This is a genomic window from Janthinobacterium breve, from assembly GCF_051380895.1.
GTDB lineage: Bacteria > Pseudomonadota > Gammaproteobacteria > Burkholderiales > Burkholderiaceae_D > Janthinobacterium.
Genome location: NZ_JBNYXY010000002.1, coordinates 525,564 through 542,824, shown reverse-complemented (window position 1 = coordinate 542,824; position 17,261 = coordinate 525,564). Strand labels below are relative to the sequence as shown.

The following is a 17,261-nucleotide window of genomic DNA, read 5'->3' as shown; positions in this document are numbered from 1 at the left end:
TGTAGTGGTTTTTCGACCTGTACGGTTGGGATACTTTGCCGTTTGTGTATCTGTGCCATTGGGGATGGCCTGTCTATTATTACATCAGCTTTTTGCCAACTGGTAAATTATTTTACGCTTCGTCAAAAACGATCTTGGCGCCGCGGCAGCCCATCCCAAGGAGAAGGTCATGAACGAAACTAGGCCAGAATCGATGTCGGCATTCTGGATGCCGTTTACCAACAACCGCGATTTCAAGGCCAACCCGCGCCTGCTGGTCTCGGCCGAAGGCATGTACTACAAGGATGTCGATGGCAACGCCATCCTCGATGGCACGGCCGGCCTGTGGTGCGTGCCATGCGGCCATGCGCAGCCGAAAATCGTCGGCGCCATCCGCGAAATGGTGGGCCAGCTCGACTTCGCACCCACCTTCCAGATGGGCCATCCGGCCGCCTTCGACTTGGCGGAAAAACTGATGGAGTACACGGGGCATAAATTTGGCCACGTGTTTTATACGAACTCCGGTTCCGAAGCCGTCGACACTGCTCTCAAGATCGCGCTGGCTTATCACCGGGCGCGCGGCGAGGGCGCTCGCACCCGCTTGATCGGCCGCGAACGCGGTTATCACGGCGTGGGCTTTGGCGGCATTTCCGTGGGCGGCATCGGCGGCAACCGCAAGACCTTCGGCCCTTTGCTGCCCGGTGTGGACCACCTGCCGCACACGCACAACCTGGACAAGAACGCCTACACGGTGGGCGAACCCGAATACGGCACCCACCTGGCCGATGAACTGGAACGCATCGTCGCCCTGCACGACGCCTCGACGATTGCCGCCGTCATCGTCGAACCGGTGGCCGGTTCCACGGGCGTGCTGATCCCGCCGAAAGGCTATTTGAAACGCTTGCGCGAGCTGTGCACCAAACACGGCATCCTGCTCATCTTCGATGAAGTGATCACGGGTTTTGGCCGTATGACGACGCCATTCGCAGCCGACTATTTCGACGTCGAGCCGGACTTGATGACGACGGCCAAGGGCCTGACCAACGGCATGGTGCCGATGGGCGCCGTGTTCAGCAAACAGTACATCCACGACGCCTTCATGGACGCGCCACCGGGTATCGAACTGCTCCACGGCTACACGTATTCCGGCCACCCGCTCGCCTGCGCAGCCTCGCTGGCCACCCTGCAAGTGTTCGAGGAACAAGACATCCTCGGTCATGCGAAAGGGATGCAGGGGTATTGGCAGGATGCCGTGCATTCGCTGAAAGGCTTGCCGCACGTGATCGACTTGCGCAGCATCGGCCTGATCGCCGGCATCGAACTCGATCCCATCGCCGGCAAGCCCGGCACGCGCGCCTTCAACGCCTTCAAGCAGGCATTCGCTGACGGCGTGCTGATACGCACGACAGGCGACATCATCGCCCTGTCGCCGCCGCTGGTGCTGGAAAAACAGCATATCGACGAGCTGTTCGGCAAGCTGGCGACCGTGCTGAAAAACCTCGATTAAGGAAGCCCCATGACTGATCTCGATACGATTACCCACTACATCAACGGCGCCAAGGTCGACACCAAAAGTGGCCGCTACGGCGACGTGTATAACCCGGCCCTGGGCAAACCTGTCGCCAGGGTTGCGCTGGGCACCGTGGAAGACGTCGACGCGGCCGTGCAGGCCGCCGCCGCCGCCTTTCCCGCATGGTCGGCCACGCCGCCGTTGACGCGCGCGCGTGTCCTGTTCCGCTACCTGCAGCTGTGCCAGCAGCACACGGACGAATTCGCCGCCATGCTCACGCGCGAGCATGGCAAGACCTTTGCCGATGCGCAGGGCGAAGTGGCGCGCGGCATCGAGATGGTGGAATTTGCCGTCGGTATTCCGCAATTGCTGAAAGGTGAATTCACGGACCAGATTTCGCGCGGCATCGACGCCTGGTCCATGCGCCAGGCGCTGGGCGTGGTGGCTGGCATCACACCATTCAATTTCCCCGTGATGGTGCCGATGTGGATGTTCCCCGTCGCCATCGCCTGCGGCAATACCTTCGTCTTGAAGCCATCCGAGCGCGATCCGTCGGCCTCCCTGCTGCACGCGAAATTGCTGAAAGAAGCCGGCTTGCCCGACGGCGTCTTCAACGTGGTGCAGGGTGACAAGGTGACGGTCGACGCCTTGCTCGACCACCCCGTGGTGCAGGCGATCAGCTTTGTCGGCTCCACGCCGATTGCCGAATACATCTATGCGCGCGGCAGCGCCAGCGGCAAGCGCGTGCAAGCGCTGGGCGGCGCGAAAAACCATATGGTGGTGATGCCCGATGCGGACATGGACATGACAGTCGATGCGCTGATCGGTGCTGCCTACGGTTCGGCGGGTGAGCGCTGCATGGCTATCTCGGTGGTGGTGGCCGTGGGCGACGCGGGCGACAAGTTGATCGATGCACTGGCAACGCGCACGGCTGCACTGAAAGTGCGCGACGGCATGGCTGATGGTGCGGAAATGGGACCCGTCGTCTCGCTGGCAGCCAAGTACCGGATCGAAAAACTCATCGCCTCGGGCGTGGAGCAGGGCGCGACTTTAGTGGTCGATGGCCGCAACCATGTGGTGGCGGGCCGCGAGAACGGCTTCTTTGTCGGCGGTACTTTGTTCGACCATGTGACGCGCGACATGAGCATCTACAAGGAAGAAATTTTTGGCCCCGTGCTGTGCGTGCTGCGGTGTCCTGACGTGGTGCATGCGGTGGCGCTGATCAACGCCAACGAGTATGGCAACGGCGTGGCCATCTACACGCGCGACGGCGGCGTGGCGCGCGAATTCGTGCGCCAGATCCAGGTCGGCATGGTGGGCGTCAACATTCCCTTGCCAGTGCCGATGGCCTTCAACAGCTTTGGCGGCTGGAAGCGCAGCATGTTCGGCGACCACCACGCGTACGGACCCGAAGGCGTGCGTTTCTACACGCGCCATAAGGCCGTGATGCAGCGCTGGCCGAACACGGCAAGCGCTGGTGTGGAATTTGCTTTTCCCCAAATGAAGTGACGGTTTTACACTAAATCCACCGCAGGCTCAAAGAAGGAAAACGCGATGATCGAGTCCCTGAACTATTTGCCGCATCCCGCCCTGCCCAACGAGGAATTGGCGGGCCATTTCACGGATCTGGCGCCGCCCCTGACGGCGCGCCAGGCGGCTATCGAAAGCGCCCGCTGCCTGTATTGCTACGACGCGCCGTGCAGCCGCATCTGTCCGTCGGAAATCGACGTGGCCAGCTTCGTCCGCAATATCCACGACAAGAACATCAACGGCGCCGCCGCCGGCATCCTGAAACAGAATATCCTGGGCGGCAGCTGTGCCCGCGTCTGCCCCACGGAAATCCTGTGCGAACACGTCTGCGTGCGCAACCACGACGCGGAAGGCCAGCCCGTCAAGATTGGCCTCTTGCAGCGCTACGCCGTCGACCACATGCATTTCGCACAGCATCCGTTCAAACGGGCGGCAAGCACGGGCAAGACGATTGCCATCGTCGGCGCGGGACCGGCGGGCCTGTCGTGTGCGCACCGCCTGGCCATGCTGGGCCACGACGTGGTGATCTTTGAAAAGGAAGACAAGGCCGGCGGCTTGAATGAGTACGGCATCGCCAAGTACAAGCTGACGGACGATTTTGCGCAAAAGGAAATCGACTTCCTGCTGCAGATAGGCGGCATCGAGATCCGATGTCGCCAGGCGCTGGGTGAAAACGTGCAGCTGCGCGACTTGCACGCGCAGTACGATGCCGTCTTCCTGGGCCTGGGCCTGGGCGCCAGCCGCAAGCTGGGCCTGACGGGCGAGGAGGCGCCTGGCTTGCTGGCCGCCGTCGACTATATCAGCGCGCTGCGCCAGGCGGACGACCTGGCCGCGCTGCCCGTGCCGAAGCGGGCGATTGTGATTGGCGCCGGCAATACGGCCATCGACATGGCCGTGCAGATTGGCCGTTTGGGCGCCGAGGAAGTCACCCTCGTATACCGGCGCGGTTTCGACGCCATGACGGCCACCCACCACGAACAGGATATCGCCAAGGCTAACCAGGTGCGCATGCTGACGTGGGCCCAGCCGCAGCAGGTACTGCTCGACGCGACTGGCCATGTGGCCGGCATGCGTTTCGAGAAAACGCGGATGCAGGGCACGCGCCTGGCGGGCACCGGCGAAACGTTCGACGTGGCGGCCGACGCCATCTTCAAGGCCATCGGCCAGAGCCTGGACACCGAAGTGCTGCATGACCCGATGGCGTCGCTGTTGAAACGGGAGGGTGACAAGATCGCCGTCGATGCGGGCTTTCGCACGGTGCTGCCGGGTATCTACGCGGGCGGCGACTGCGTGGCGCCGGGGCAGGACTTGACGGTGCAAGCCGTTCAGCATGGCAAGCTGGCCGCACTGGCCATCCATTCCGATTTCTTGAATAAAGTGGAGGCTGCATAATGGCTGATCTCAGCATCGAATTTTGCGGCATCAAGGCGCCGAATCCTTTCTGGCTGGCCTCCGCGCCACCCACCGACAAGGCCTATAACGTGGTGCGCGCCTTCGAAGCGGGGTGGGGCGGCGTGGTGTGGAAAACCCTGGGTGAAGACCCGGCCGCCGTCAACGTCTCGTCGCGCTATTCCGCCCTGTATGGCAAGAACCGAGAAGTGGTGGGCTTCAATAACATCGAACTCATTACCGACCGTTCGCTGGAGATCAACCTGCGCGAAATCACGCAGGTGAAAAAGGACTGGCCGGACCGCGCCATGATCGTCTCCCTGATGCTGCCCTGCGAAGAGCACTATTGGGCCGACATCCTGCCCAAGGTCGAGGCGACGGGTGCCGATGGTATCGAACTCAATTTCGGCTGCCCCCATGGCATGCCGGAGCGGGGTATGGGCGCGGCCGTGGGCCAGGTTCCCGAGTATGTGCAGATGGTCACTGCCTGGTGCAAAAAGCACAGCCGCCTGCCCGTCATCGTCAAGCTCACGCCCAACATCACGGACGTGCGCATGCCGGCGCGCGCGGCCAAGGCGGGCGGCGCCGATGCCGTCTCGCTGATCAACACCATCAACTCGATCACCTCGTTGGACCTGGACCGCATGGTGGCCTTGCCCATCGTGGGCGGCGCCAGCACGCATGGCGGCTATTGCGGTGCGGCCGTCAAGCCGATTGCCCTGAACATGGTGGCGGAAATCGCCCGCGATCCGCAGACGCGGGGCCTGCCCATTTCCGGCATCGGCGGCATCGGTAACTGGCGCGACGCGGCCGAATTCATCGCCCTGGGCGCCGGCTGCGTGCAGGTGTGCACGGCCGCCATGCTGCATGGTTTCCGCATCGTCGAAGAGATGAAGGATGGCCTGTCGCGCTGGATGGATGAGAAGGGCTACGAACGCATCAGCGACTTTTCCGGCAAGGCCGTGGCCAACACGACGGACTGGAAATACCTGGACATGAATTACCAGGTCATCGCGCACATCAACCAGGATGACTGCATCAAGTGCGGCAAGTGCTATGTGGCCTGTGAAGACACCTCGCACCAGTCGATTGCGCAACTGATCGACGCTGCCGGCACGCGCACGTATGAGGTGATCAAGGAGGAATGCGTGGGTTGCAATCTGTGTGAAATCACCTGTCCGGTGCAGGGCTGCATCACGATGGTGCCGCAGGTCACGGACAAGCCGTACATGAACTGGACGCAGGACCCACGCAACCCGCATGCGTTGGTGGAGACGGCATAGGGCACGCATCAAGGCATGTATCTTGCGTGTGTTTATTTTATAAACAACGGCTGGCCTTTGCGGTAAGCTAGATTGACTTAAACGTCGAGCCGTTTCTATAAAACCGATCCCCTCCCAACCGATGGAGCATACCTGTGAACCACGACTATTCAGGCAACACGCAACTCTGGAATGAAGACCTTGCGCCCACCACGGCGGCACAGCGCACCTGGCGCTGGTATCACTTCGCCGCGCTATGGGTCGGCATGGTGATGTGCATTCCCGCCTACACCCTGTCGGCCAGCCTGATCGACAGTGGCATGTCCGGTTACCAGGCCGTGCTCACGGTATTTCTCGCCAACGCCATCGTGCTCTTGCCCATGCTGCTGATCGGCCATGCCGGCACCAAGTACGGCATTCCGTATGCCGTGCTGGCGCGCGCCTCGTTCGGCACGATGGGTGCGCGCTTGCCGGCGCTGATGCGCGCCATCGTCGCCTGCGGCTGGTACGGCATCCAGACCTGGTTCGGCGGGCAGATGATCTATACCCTGATGGGCGTGTTGATGGGGCATGAACTGGGCGGCGAGAAGATCGCGGGCCTGGGCATCAATGGCAGCCAGCTGCTGTGTTTCCTGGCTTTCTGGGCCATTCAGTTCTATTACATCCTGCACGGCATGGAATCGATCCGCAAGCTCGAGACCTATACGGCGCCGCTGAAAATCCTTATCTGCTTCGTGCTGCTGTACTGGGTGCACAGCAAGGCCGGCGGCGTGGCCAGCCTGCTGGACCAGCCATCGCAATTCATCCCCGGAGGTAAAAAAGCGGGCCAGTTCTGGAGCGTCTTCTGGCCGTCGTTGACGGCCATGGTGGGTTTCTGGGCCACCCTGGCATTGAACATCCCCGACTTCACGCGCTTCGCCAAGACACAGCGCGACCAGGTGATCGGCCAGTCCATCGGCTTGCCCGTGCCCATGGGATTGCTGGCCATGCTGGCCGTGATCGTCACTGCCGGTTCGGTCGTCATGTACGGCAAGGCCATCTGGGACCCGGTCGACCTGGCCAGCCGCATGACGGGCGCCGCCGTGCTGATCGCCCTGATCATCCTGCTGATCGATACGGTCAGTGTCAACCTGGCGGCCAACTTGGTGGGTCCGGCATACGATTTTTCCTCGCTGGCGCCGAAGCAGATTTCATACAAGATGGGTGGCTATATCACGGCCTTCATTGCTATCGTCATGATGCCGTGGAAGGTGCTCGAGTCGACGCAGGGCTACATCTTCACGTGGCTGATCGGCTACTCGGCCTTGCTGGGCCCCATCGCCGGCATCCTCATCGTCGACTACTACTTTGTGCGCAAGACGCAGCTCGACGTCAAACAGCTGTACCGCGACGATGGCATCTACTCGTATGGCAATGGCTGGAACATGGCGGCGCTGATCGCCTTTGTCATCGCCGTGCTGCCGAATATCCCGGGTTTCTTGAACGCGGCCTTTCCCACGGCGTTTCCCGGCGTGGCCGAAGGTTTTAAAACCATCTACACCTACGCCTGGTTCGTGGGCGTGGCCATCGCCGCAGTCGTCTACGGCGTCATGATGAAGGGTAAAACCGTGGCGCACGTGCAGCAGGCGCCGCAGTCCTGATCTTTTCGAGAAGGAGACAAGATGACTACACTGATACGTGGCGGTACCGTCGTCAACGCCGACCGCGCGTTTCGCGCCGATGTGCTGATCGAGGGCGACACGATAGCCGCCGTCGGCGAGAACCTGCCGGTGCCGGTCGGCGCCACCGTGATCGACGCGGGTGGTCTGTACGTGATGCCTGGCGGGATAGATACCCACACGCACATGAATTTACCCTTCATGGGCACCGTGACGGCGGACGATTTTTTCACGGGCACGGCGGCGGGATTGGCGGGCGGTACCACCACCATCATGGACTTCGTCATTCCCGCCCCGAAGCAGTCGCTGATCGAGGCGTATCACCAGTGGCGTGTATGGTCGGCCAAGGCGGCCGGCGACTACACATTCCACGTGGCGATCACCTGGTGGAGCGAGCAGGTACATGAAGAGATGGGCACCCTCGTGCGCGAGCATGGCGTGAACAGCTTCAAGCACTTCATGGCCTATAAAAACGCCATCATGGCCGACGATGAAACCCTGGTGAAAAGCTTTACCCGCTCGCTGGAACTGGGCGCGCTGCCCACGGTGCATGCGGAAAACGGCGAGCTGGTTTTTCAATTGCAGCAAGCCTTGCTCAAGAAGGGGATTACCGGGCCGCAGGCGCATCCCCTGTCCCGCCCCCCTGCCGTGGAGGCAGAGGCGGCCAACCGCGCCATCGCCATCGCCAACGTTCTCAATACCCCCGTGTACATCGTGCACGTCTCGTGCGCGGAGTCGCTGGACGCCATCACGCGCGCGCGCGCCAACGGCCAGCGCGTGTACGGCGAAGCGCTGGCGGGTCACCTGGTGATCGACGACAGCGTCTACCAGAGCGATGATTTCGACTACGTGGCGGGTCACGTCATGAGTCCCCCGTTTCGCGGCAAGCACCATCAGGCGGCGCTGTGGCATGGTCTGCAAAGCGGCAACCTGCACACGACGGCTACCGACCACTGTACTTTTTGTGCCGAGCAGAAGGCAGCCGGCAAGCAGGACTTCACGCGCATCCCGAACGGCTGCGGCGGCGTCGAGGAACGCATGGCCGTGGTGTGGGATGCTGGCGTCAATTCCGGCATGCTCACGCCCTCCGAATTCGTCAAGGTATCGTCGACCAATGCGGCGCAGATCTTCAATATGTATCCGCGCAAGGGCCTCATCGCCGCGGGCAGCGATGCCGACATCGTGCTGTGGGACCCGCAGGCCACGCGCACCATTTCCGCTGCCACGCAGTTCGCCAAAGGGGGCTTCAACGTCTTCGAAGGGCGTACCGTGCGCGGCATCCCCCGCACCACGATTGCCGCCGGCAAGGTGGTGTTCCACCAGGGCGAGCTGATGGCCGTCGAAGGGGCCGGGCGCTATATCGGACGGCCCGCCTTTTCCCCCACCAGCGCATGAAGTCAGGAGACAATAATGGATGATCTACGCATCAATGGCGAACGATTGTGGGCGGCCCTGATGGAACTGGCGCAGATCGGCGCGACAGTGAAGGGCGGCGTCAAGCGCCTGGCCCTGACGGACCTGGATAAACAGGGCCGCGACCTGGTGGTGCGCTGGGGCCGTGAGGCGGGCATGAGCATCACCATCGACCAGATCGGCAATGTCTTCATGCGCCGCGACGGCGCAGACAATAGCTTGCCGCCCGTGATGACAGGCAGCCATATCGACACGCAGCCCACGGGCGGCAAGTTCGATGGCAATTACGGCGTGCTGGCGGGCCTGGAAGTGGTGCGCACCCTGAACGACCTCAATATCAAGACGCGATCGCCCATCGAAGTGGCCTTCTGGACCAACGAGGAAGGCTCGCGCTTCGTGCCCGTGATGATGGGTTCCGGCGTATTTTGCGGCGCCTTCTCGCTCGAAACCGCGTATGCGGCAAAGGATACGGAAGGAAAAACGGTGGGCGAGGAGCTGGCGCGCATCGGATACAAGGGCGAGCAGGTGCCAGGCGAGCATCCCATCGGTGCCTACTTTGAAACGCATATCGAACAAGGCCCCGTGCTGGAGGATGCCGACAAGGTCATCGGCGTGGTGCCGGCTGTCATGGGGCTGTCGTGGTACGACTGCGTCGTGACGGGCATGGAAGCGCATGCGGGTCCCACGCCCATGGGGCTGCGCAAGGATGCACTGCAGGTGGCTACCAGCATCATGCAGGAAGTCGTCGCCATCGCCAACCGCTATCCGCCGTATGGGCGTGGCACGGTGGGCATGGTGCAGGTCTTCCCGAACAGCCGCAACGTAATCCCTGGTGAAGTCAAGTTCAGCATCGACCTGCGCAATGTGAACGATGAACTGCTCAACACCATGCATGGCGAGATCACGGCCTTCATCGACGCCACGCGCACCGGCACGGGAATGGATATATCTCTTGAACGGGTTTCCTATTACCCGCCATGCCCGTTCCACCCTGACTGCGTGGGCGCCGTACGCAATGCCACGGCCAAACTCGGCTACTCCGTGATGGATGTGGTCTCCGGCGCCGGTCACGACGCCATCTACGCGGCCCGGTTGGCGCCGGCCGGCATGATCTTCGTGCCGTGCAAGGACGGCATCAGCCACAATGAAATCGAGGATGCCAAGCCCGAGCACCTGGAAGCGGGCTGCAATGTGCTGTTGCACGCGATGCTGGAGCGGGCCGTGGCCGTATAGGTCACCGGCCCACTTCCCCCACTCAGGGCTTGGGCTGGAAGTTGCGTAAAAACGCCAGCAGCGCGCGCGCCGCGATGTCGGCGTCGTCAGCCGTCATGGTTTCCAGCGGGTTGTGGCTGATGCCTCCATTGCCGCAGCGGGTAAACAGCATGGCCACGTCGGTGATGGCGGCCATGGCCATGGCATCGTGGCCGGCGCCCGACAGCAGCGCGTATGGTTCGACGCCGACCGATGCCACGGCTTTGGCCAACTGCGCCATCAGCCATGGCGCGCACGGCGCAGCACGCGCCGACAGCAGCAGTTCCAGCTGATAGTCGATCTGGCGCCGCGCGCAGATGGCGGCGATGCCATCGAGGATGTCGTCGACGGCCGCCTGGCGCACGGCGTCGCTGGCCGCGCGGATGTCGAGCGACAGGGTGCAGGCGCCGGCGATCACGTTGACGGAACCGTTAGGCACCTGCAACTGGCCCACGGTACCCACGAGCGCCTCGCCATGGTTGCAGCGCTGCTCCACCAGCAGGATGATTTCGGCGGCCGCACTGGCGGCATCCTTGCGCATGTTCATGGGTGTGGTGCCTGCGTGGCTGGCCACGCCGCCAAGATTCACCAGGTAGCGCGAGCTGCCGGCAATCGCCGTGACGATCCCCAGCGGCAAGTCGCGCTCAAGCAGCACGGGGCCCTGCTCGATATGCACTTCCACATAGCCGAGCAAGGTGGCGGGATCGCGCGCGATGGCGCCGATGGCGCTCGCCTCGTGACCTGCGGCGGCCAGAGCGTCGCGCATGCTCATGCCGTCCGCATCAACCTGTTCCAGCAGCGACAAATCGAACCTGCCCGTCACGGCCGTGCTGCCCAAAAACGTACTCTTGAAGCGCACGCCTTCCTCCTCGGCGAAGCCGACGACCTCGACGTGGAAGGGCAGCTTTTCGCCCCGTTCGTGCAGGTGGCGCACGACGGCGATCGGCAGCACGATGCCCAGCCGGCCGTCGTACTTGCCGCCGTTGCGCACCGTGTCGTAATGCGATCCCGTCATCAGGGTCTTGGCGCCTGGCGCGTCGGACAGATAACGGCCGACCACATTGCCGACGGCGTCGATGTGCACCTGCATGCCCGCCTCCCGCATCCAGTCGGCTAGCTGCGCGGCCGTTTTCCGGTGCGCTGGCGTTAGGTAGGCGCAGGTGAGGTTGTAATCGCTGTCGCTCCAGCCGGCCAGCGTTTCCGCATGCTGCATGATGGCCGGGCCGAAGTCCAGGCGCACGTCGAACAGGTCGTTCAGGCGCAGCTCGGCGATGCGCTTGATCTGCCGCAGCGATTCGCCCAGTTCATCGGTGTGGCGGTTTTTCAGGCGTCGCGCAAACGTGGCGATGATGTCCTGGCGCGTCAAGCCTTCGCCCGTCGGGCCCTTGACGGCCAGGATGAAGGGAAAGCCGAACTTGACGTTGTACTCGCTGTTGAGGCGCTGCAGGGTAGCGAATTCGTCAGGACTGCACAGGTTCAGGCCGGACTTGGCCTGCTCGCGCGTCGATTCCGCCGTCAGCTGTCCCGCGATGGCGGCCTTGCCGGCCAGCTCCGGGTGGGCGCGTATCAGCCCCAGCTGCTCTTCGGGCGAGGCTTGCGCCAGCACGCGCTGCAGTTCCGTCTTGAGTGCCGTCAGGCTGGCAAACGGCCGGGCGGGGGCCGCGCGCTGGGCGATCCAGGGCGAATGTTCGTAAATTCCATGCAGTTGCGCGATAAAATCGGCGTGGCTGCCGGCGTTCAGGTCTGAAAGGGTGGTCATGGTTTTCCGATCATGCAAGCGGTGATGATAGCGCCCCGTGCCTGCCTCCATTATATGCGCGTGCTGATAGCGGCTATCGCTGCACCAGCGCCTTGGCAGCCGCGCTGACTTGGTCGCGCAGCCATTTGTGCTCGGGCGCCTGGTGCACGCGCTGGTGCCACAACTGGTAAAAGCGCATCGGCGGGAATTTCAATGGCACGGTATACGTTTTCAGCGGCAGGGTTTTTTCATAGAAGCGCATGAACTGCCGGCCCGTGGTGAGCACCAGGTCCGTCTGCGTCAGCATGTAGGGGATTAGGCCGAAATACGCCGATTCGACCACCACGTTGCGCTGCAGGTTTTGCCGTTCGAGGAAGGAGTCGATCACGCCATGGTAGCCAGGCATCATCTGCGACGGCGCCACGTGGGGCAGGCTCAGATAATCGTCGAGCGTCATGGCGTCGCTGGCCGTGCGCCGCGCATAGGCGTTTTCCGCATGCATGGCGCAGATAATGGGGTCTTCGAACAGCTTCGAGATATGCAGGTGGGCGGGCGGCTCGTCCCAGTTGGCGATGACCAGGTCCAGCCCTCCATCGGAGAGTTGGCGGATATGGTCGATGCCCGGTCCCAGGCTATGCAGCACCACGCGGCTTTTCGGCGAACCGCGGCGCAACAGGGCCACGACATTGGGCAGGAACTGGCTGTCCAGGTAGTCGGGTGCGGCGATATGGAAGGTGCGCGCCTCTTCCTGCGCCACGAACGGCGTTTTCTTGACGAACAGGCTCTCCGTCTGGTCGAGGATGCGCTTGGCCGGATTGAGCAGGCTTTCGCCATGCTGGGTGGGCACCATGCCGCGCGCGCCGCGCACCAGCAGCGGGTCGCCCGTCAATTCGCGCAGCTTGCGCAAGGAGGCGGAAATCGAGGGTTGCGGCTGATTGAGTTTGAGCGCCACGCGTGAGACATTCTTTTCCACCAGCAGCAGGTAGAGGATGCGGATCAGGTGCAGGTCGAGGTGTTGCGGCAGGCTGGACATGTGGCGGCGGCTTTGTTGTATATCGATTTGAATATGTCAAATATACGATATTTTTCATGTGATGGGCGGTAAATCCGTTTATCTTGTGTAGATTGGCACGAATATGGGTTCGGTCTGACTAGAGGAAATTTATGGAAGTATTTGCCTACCTGATTCCGTACGGCCTGGAGTGGCTGAACCTGATCGTCCGCTGGCTGCACGTCATCACGGGCATCGCCTGGATCGGTGCTTCCTTTTATTTCGTCTGGCTCGACAACTCGATCCGCCCGCCCGCGCCTGGCTCCGAGCTGGCGAAGAAGGGCGTCTCGGGAGAGCTGTGGGCCGTGCATGGCGGCGGCTTCTATAATCCGCAAAAATACCTGGTGGCCCCCGCCGAACTGCCGAAGGAACTGCACTGGTTCAAGTGGGAAGCATATTCGACCTGGCTGTCCGGCTTCGCGCTGCTGACGATTGCCTACTACTTCAATGCCCAGGCCATGATGATCGACAAATCCGTGGCGGATATTTCCAGCGGCCAGGCCATCGGCATCGGCATCGCCACCCTCGTCATCGGCTGGACCGTGTACGACCTGCTGTGCCGGTCCAAGCTGGCGCAATATGAACTGTGGTTCGGCGTGACGGTGTTCGCGCTGATTGTCGGCGCCGCGTATGTGCTCACGCATTTGCTCAGCGGGCGCGCCGCCTACATCCATGTGGGTGCCATGATCGGCACCATCATGGTGGCCAATGTGCTGATGCTGATCATCCCCGGCCAGCGCAAGATGGTCGAAGCCATGGCGGCCGGCAAGCTGCCCGACCCCAAGCATGGCCTGAAGGCCAAGCAGCGCAGCGTGCATAACAATTACTTTACCTTGCCCGTGCTGTTCATCATGATCAGCAACCACTACGCGATGACCTACCGGAACGATCATGCGTGGCTGGTGCTGGCGCTGATCATGGCGGCCGGCGTCTTCATTCGCCACTTCTTCAACCTGCGCCACAAGGGCCGGGTCGAGTGGCGCTATCCGGCCATCGGCGTGGCCCTGCTGTTGGGCGTGGCCGTGACCATCGCGCCGAAAGCGCCCGTGGCCGTGGCGGCCGCGCCGGCGGTGGACCTGGCTGCGCAGTTCAAGAGTGTGCATGCCATCATCGCCCAGCGCTGCGCCACCTGCCATTCGATCCGGCCCACGCAACCCGGCTTCGCCACGGCGCCGGCCGGCATGATGCTGGATAATGAAACGGAGATTCGCCAGCACGCGGCGCAAATCTACAAGCAGGCCATCGAGCTCAAAGCCATGCCGATCGGGAACCTGACCAACATGACCGACGCCGAGCGCAGTGAACTGGGCGCCTGGCTACAACAGACCATGCAAGGAGCAAAATGACAACGCACGCAGAACGGATCACGGCCTGGATCGACGATCACTTCGACGAAGAAGTCGCATTTTTACAGAGGTTGGTGCAGCAGCCGACGGATACGCCGCCCGGCAATAACGCGCCCCATGCGGAACTGGTGGCGCAGCTGCTGCAGGCATATGGCTGGAACGCCGAAAAGCATGCGGTGCCTGCGGACCAGGTGGTGGCGTACGGCATGCAGAGCATCACCAACCTGATCGTGCGCCGGCCGTATGCGGCGGGCGGGCCGACGGTGGCGCTGAATGCGCATGGCGACGTGGTGCCGCCCGGCGACAACTGGACGTATCCGCCGTATGGCGGCCAGATCGACGGCGGCTATATGTATGGCCGCGCGACGGCCGTCTCAAAAGGCGATTTCGCCACCTATGTGTTTGCCGCGCGTGCGCTCGAAGCGCTGGGTGTTCCCTTGAAAGGCCAGCTGGAACTGCACTTTACGTATGACGAGGAATTCGGCGGCTTGCTGGGGCCGGGCTGGCTGCTGGGGCAAAATCTGACGAAGCCCGATTTCGTCATCGCAGCAGGCTTCAGCTACGGCATCGTCACCGCGCACAACGCCTGCCTGCAGCTGGAAATCACCGTGCACGGAAAGTCGGGCCACGGTTCCATGCCGGAGACGGGGCATGACGCCTTGCAGGCGGCCAACAAGATCCTCAACGCCATCTACGGGCAGTTGCCGGAGCTGAAAAAGATCAAGTCCAAGGTGGCGGGTATCGACTCGCCCACCATGCTGGTGGGCCGCATCGACGGCGGCACGAATACCAATGTGGTGCCGGGCAAGGTGGTCATGAAGATGGACCGCCGCATGATTCCGGAAGAAGACCCGGTGGTGGTGGAGGCACAGGTGTGCGCGCTGATCGAAGACGCCGTGCGCGGCGAGCCTGGCATCCGCATCGAGATCCGCCGCCTGCTGCTGTCGCACGCGCTGCGGCCCTTGCCCGGCTCCGAGCAGCTGGTCGGCAGCCTGCAAAAGAATGCGCAGGCGATTCTGGGCGAGACGATTCCCGCCGTCGGCACGCCCCTGTATGCGGATGCGCGCCTGTATGGCGAACGGGGCATTCCCGCCGTGCTGTATGGCGCCGGTCCGCGCACGGTGCCCGAGTCGAACGCGAAGAAGGCCGATGAGCGCCTGGCGCTGGACGATTTGCGCAAGGCCAGCAAGATCGTCGCACTGACCCTGCTCGACTTCCTGGGCGAAAAATAGGGCAGGGCGCTTTGGCTTACAATGGGGCGAACACTCAAACTGTGAAGAAGAGTCCCCATTGATTGAAGAGCCAAATTGAATACCCGTTTTCTCGAAGCGTTTGTCTGGGCTGCGCGGCTGGGCAGCTTCCGCACGGCGGCCGACAAGCTGCACATCACGCAGGCGGCCATTTCCAACCGCATCGCCTCGCTGGAGCAGGACTTCGGCACGCGCTTGTTCGACCGCGACGCGCGTGAAATCCGCCTGACTTTCGCCGGGCGCAATCTGCTCGTGTACGCCGAGCGCATGTTGGAACTGTGCCGTGACATGTATGCGGCCAATTCTTCGCCCGCGCAGATCACGGGCGAAGTGCGCATCGGCGTCATTGAAACCATCGTGCATACCTGGCTGATCCCGTTCCTGCAGCGCGTGCAGGAGCGCTATCCGGGCATCGAGATTCAATTGACGTCGGAATCGACGCGCCGCCTGCACGAACAGCTGCAGCAGGGCGAGCTCGATATCGCCCTGCAGACAGACATGCTGACGGGCGACCATATTCGCAGCACCGGCAGCGGCGCCATCGCAATGGGCTGGGCGGGCAGAAAGGCTGACTGGCCCGACACGGGCAAGCCGTTCACGGTGGCGCAACTGGCGCAGCACCCCATCATTACCATGAACCGTGGCTCGCAGCCGCATTCCGCATTGAAGGCGCTGTGCCAGGACGAGGGCGTGCAATTGGGCCGCGTGCACTGCGTCAGCTCGATCTCCGCCATCGTGCGCCTGGTAAAAGCGGGCTTCGGCATCGCCGTGCTGCCGCTGGCGCCCCTGCGCGAGGAAATCGAGCAAGGCAACATCGCCCTGATTCCCTGCGCCAGCGCCCTTGCGCCGCAGCGCATCGTCATCAGCTACAGCGAAGACATCACCACGGAGGCGATCCAGCTGGTGGCCATGCTGGCGTGCGAGGAAGCGGCCAGGTTCACGCTGGGCCTGGGCGAGGAGTATGGCGCCGGCGCGCGAACATGACAATTAAGTTGCCATTGTCAGCGCGACCCACAAGAAAAACTTATCAGTCGCGTTCAGAATAACCCGTTTGCCAAGTGATGGCGTGCCACCTATTCTGGGTTTGCACCCACTTACAATGCAAACGGAACCATCATGACGACGTCCATCACCACCTTGCCCGGCATCCTGTTTGTCTGGACCAGCGCCGAACCGGAACACGAACTCGATTTCAACCGCTGGTACGACCGCGAGCACGTGGAAGAGCGCGTGCGCATTCCCGGTTTTGTCAGCGGCACGCGCTATCAGAGCGTGCGCGGTCCCCGTAAATACCTGGGCCTGTACCGCACCGACTCGCTCGGCGCCTTTCAGACACCAGATTACTTCAAGGCCTTCGGCCAGCAGACGCCATGGTCGGTGACGAATCTGCAGCGCATGCTCGATCCGATGCGCCGCGTCTGTGCCATCGAGGCGGAAACGGGCATGGGCACGGGCGCCTGGCTGGCAGTGCTGCGCCTGGGGGAGCAAGCCATCGGCCAGGATGCACAGGCGGTGGCCGGCCTGGCGGTGCTGGGGACGAAGCTGCGGCAGATCGATGGCGTGATTTCCACGCGCTTGCTGACGCCCGACGCGAAACTGTCCGGCCCCCTGCCAGCGGAGCAGAAGGAAGGCCGCGTGCTCGATCCGATTTTCCTGATCGATGCGTCGTCCGAAAGCGCCGCCGTGGCGGCGGCCAATGCCGCCAGCGCGGCGCTGGGGTTCGACGGCGAACAGGCGGCCATCTTGCAGCTGTCCTGGCAGCTGCGCGAGGCGGACCTGCACGCCGCCTGAGGCGCACGCGCGCATCTTGCCGGCACTGATAACACGAGACACGGGCCACGGCGCAGGGCATAGCATCCTGCGCCGGGCCTGCAAAAAAAACTG

At 62.7% G+C, this 17,261-nt stretch carries 13 protein-coding genes; 11 read left to right on the top strand and 2 right to left on the bottom strand.

Annotated elements, in window-relative coordinates; translation table 11 throughout:
• Window positions 1–169 precede the first annotated feature (169 nt).
• The 7 genes from aptA to ACQ4W0_RS05205 all read left to right on the top strand — a co-directional run bounded on the left by aptA (window position 170) and on the right by ACQ4W0_RS05205 (window position 9,974).
• A complete protein-coding gene (gene aptA / locus ACQ4W0_RS05235) occupies window positions 170–1,486 on the top strand; it encodes an omega-aminotransferase AptA (RefSeq protein ID WP_436575800.1) in 1,317 nt (438 codons plus the stop codon).
• Between the two features lie 9 nt (window positions 1,487–1,495).
• On the top strand, window positions 1,496–2,998 hold the full coding sequence (locus tag ACQ4W0_RS05230) for a CoA-acylating methylmalonate-semialdehyde dehydrogenase (RefSeq protein WP_436575799.1): 1,503 nt from the start codon (window positions 1,496–1,498) through the stop codon (window positions 2,996–2,998).
• Window positions 2,999–3,043: 45 nt separating this feature from the next.
• A complete protein-coding gene (locus ACQ4W0_RS05225) occupies window positions 3,044–4,411 on the top strand; it encodes an NAD(P)-dependent oxidoreductase (protein WP_436575798.1) in 1,368 nt (455 codons plus the stop codon).
• The gene (preA, locus tag ACQ4W0_RS05220) at window positions 4,411–5,691 is read left to right on the top strand and encodes an NAD-dependent dihydropyrimidine dehydrogenase subunit PreA (protein ID WP_436575797.1); all 1,281 of its coding nucleotides are present in this window, start codon (window positions 4,411–4,413) and stop codon (window positions 5,689–5,691) included. Before ACQ4W0_RS05225 ends, preA begins: the two co-directional genes overlap by 1 nt.
• 134 nt (window positions 5,692–5,825) lie before the next feature.
• Window positions 5,826–7,310 (top strand): NCS1 family nucleobase:cation symporter-1, encoded by a 1,485-nt coding sequence (locus tag ACQ4W0_RS05215; protein ID WP_436575796.1) that lies wholly within the window; start codon window positions 5,826–5,828, stop codon window positions 7,308–7,310.
• 21 nt (window positions 7,311–7,331) lie between these two features.
• A complete protein-coding gene (gene hydA / locus ACQ4W0_RS05210) occupies window positions 7,332–8,723 on the top strand; it encodes a dihydropyrimidinase (RefSeq protein WP_436575795.1) in 1,392 nt (463 codons plus the stop codon).
• 15 nt (window positions 8,724–8,738) lie between these two features.
• Window positions 8,739–9,974 carry a Zn-dependent hydrolase gene (locus tag ACQ4W0_RS05205; RefSeq protein WP_436575794.1) on the top strand — a complete coding sequence of 412 codons (1,236 nt, stop codon included), beginning with the start codon at window positions 8,739–8,741 and terminating at the stop codon, window positions 9,972–9,974.
• A gap of 22 nt (window positions 9,975–9,996) precedes the next feature.
• On the opposite strand, the gene ACQ4W0_RS05200 is transcribed toward ACQ4W0_RS05205, so the two are convergent.
• Window positions 9,997–11,751: an allantoate amidohydrolase gene (locus ACQ4W0_RS05200; protein WP_436575793.1), complete on the bottom strand. Its 1,755-nt coding sequence runs from the start codon at window positions 11,749–11,751 to the stop codon at window positions 9,997–9,999.
• 73 nt (window positions 11,752–11,824) lie between these two features.
• Window positions 11,825–12,763 carry a LysR family transcriptional regulator gene (locus tag ACQ4W0_RS05195; RefSeq protein WP_034754583.1) on the bottom strand — a complete coding sequence of 313 codons (939 nt, stop codon included), beginning with the start codon at window positions 12,761–12,763 and terminating at the stop codon, window positions 11,825–11,827.
• 131 nt (window positions 12,764–12,894) lie between these two features.
• Here ACQ4W0_RS05195 and ACQ4W0_RS05190 point away from each other — a divergent pair, with 131 nt between their 5' ends.
• The 4 genes from ACQ4W0_RS05190 (at window position 12,895) to ACQ4W0_RS05175 (ending at window position 17,168) form a co-directional block, all read left to right on the top strand.
• The gene (locus ACQ4W0_RS05190; RefSeq protein ID WP_436575792.1) at window positions 12,895–14,127 is read left to right on the top strand and encodes a urate hydroxylase PuuD; all 1,233 of its coding nucleotides are present in this window, start codon (window positions 12,895–12,897) and stop codon (window positions 14,125–14,127) included.
• A complete protein-coding gene (locus ACQ4W0_RS05185; RefSeq protein ID WP_436575791.1) occupies window positions 14,124–15,359 on the top strand; it encodes a M20/M25/M40 family metallo-hydrolase in 1,236 nt (411 codons plus the stop codon). Before ACQ4W0_RS05190 ends, ACQ4W0_RS05185 begins: the two co-directional genes overlap by 4 nt.
• A 75-nt stretch (window positions 15,360–15,434) precedes the next feature.
• Window positions 15,435–16,361, top strand: a complete 927-nt coding sequence (locus ACQ4W0_RS05180; RefSeq protein WP_436575790.1) for a LysR family transcriptional regulator — start codon at window positions 15,435–15,437, stop codon at window positions 16,359–16,361.
• 132 nt (window positions 16,362–16,493) lie between these two features.
• Window positions 16,494–17,168 carry a hypothetical protein gene (locus ACQ4W0_RS05175; RefSeq protein ID WP_436575789.1) on the top strand — a complete coding sequence of 225 codons (675 nt, stop codon included), beginning with the start codon at window positions 16,494–16,496 and terminating at the stop codon, window positions 17,166–17,168.
• Window positions 17,169–17,261 lie beyond the last annotated feature (93 nt).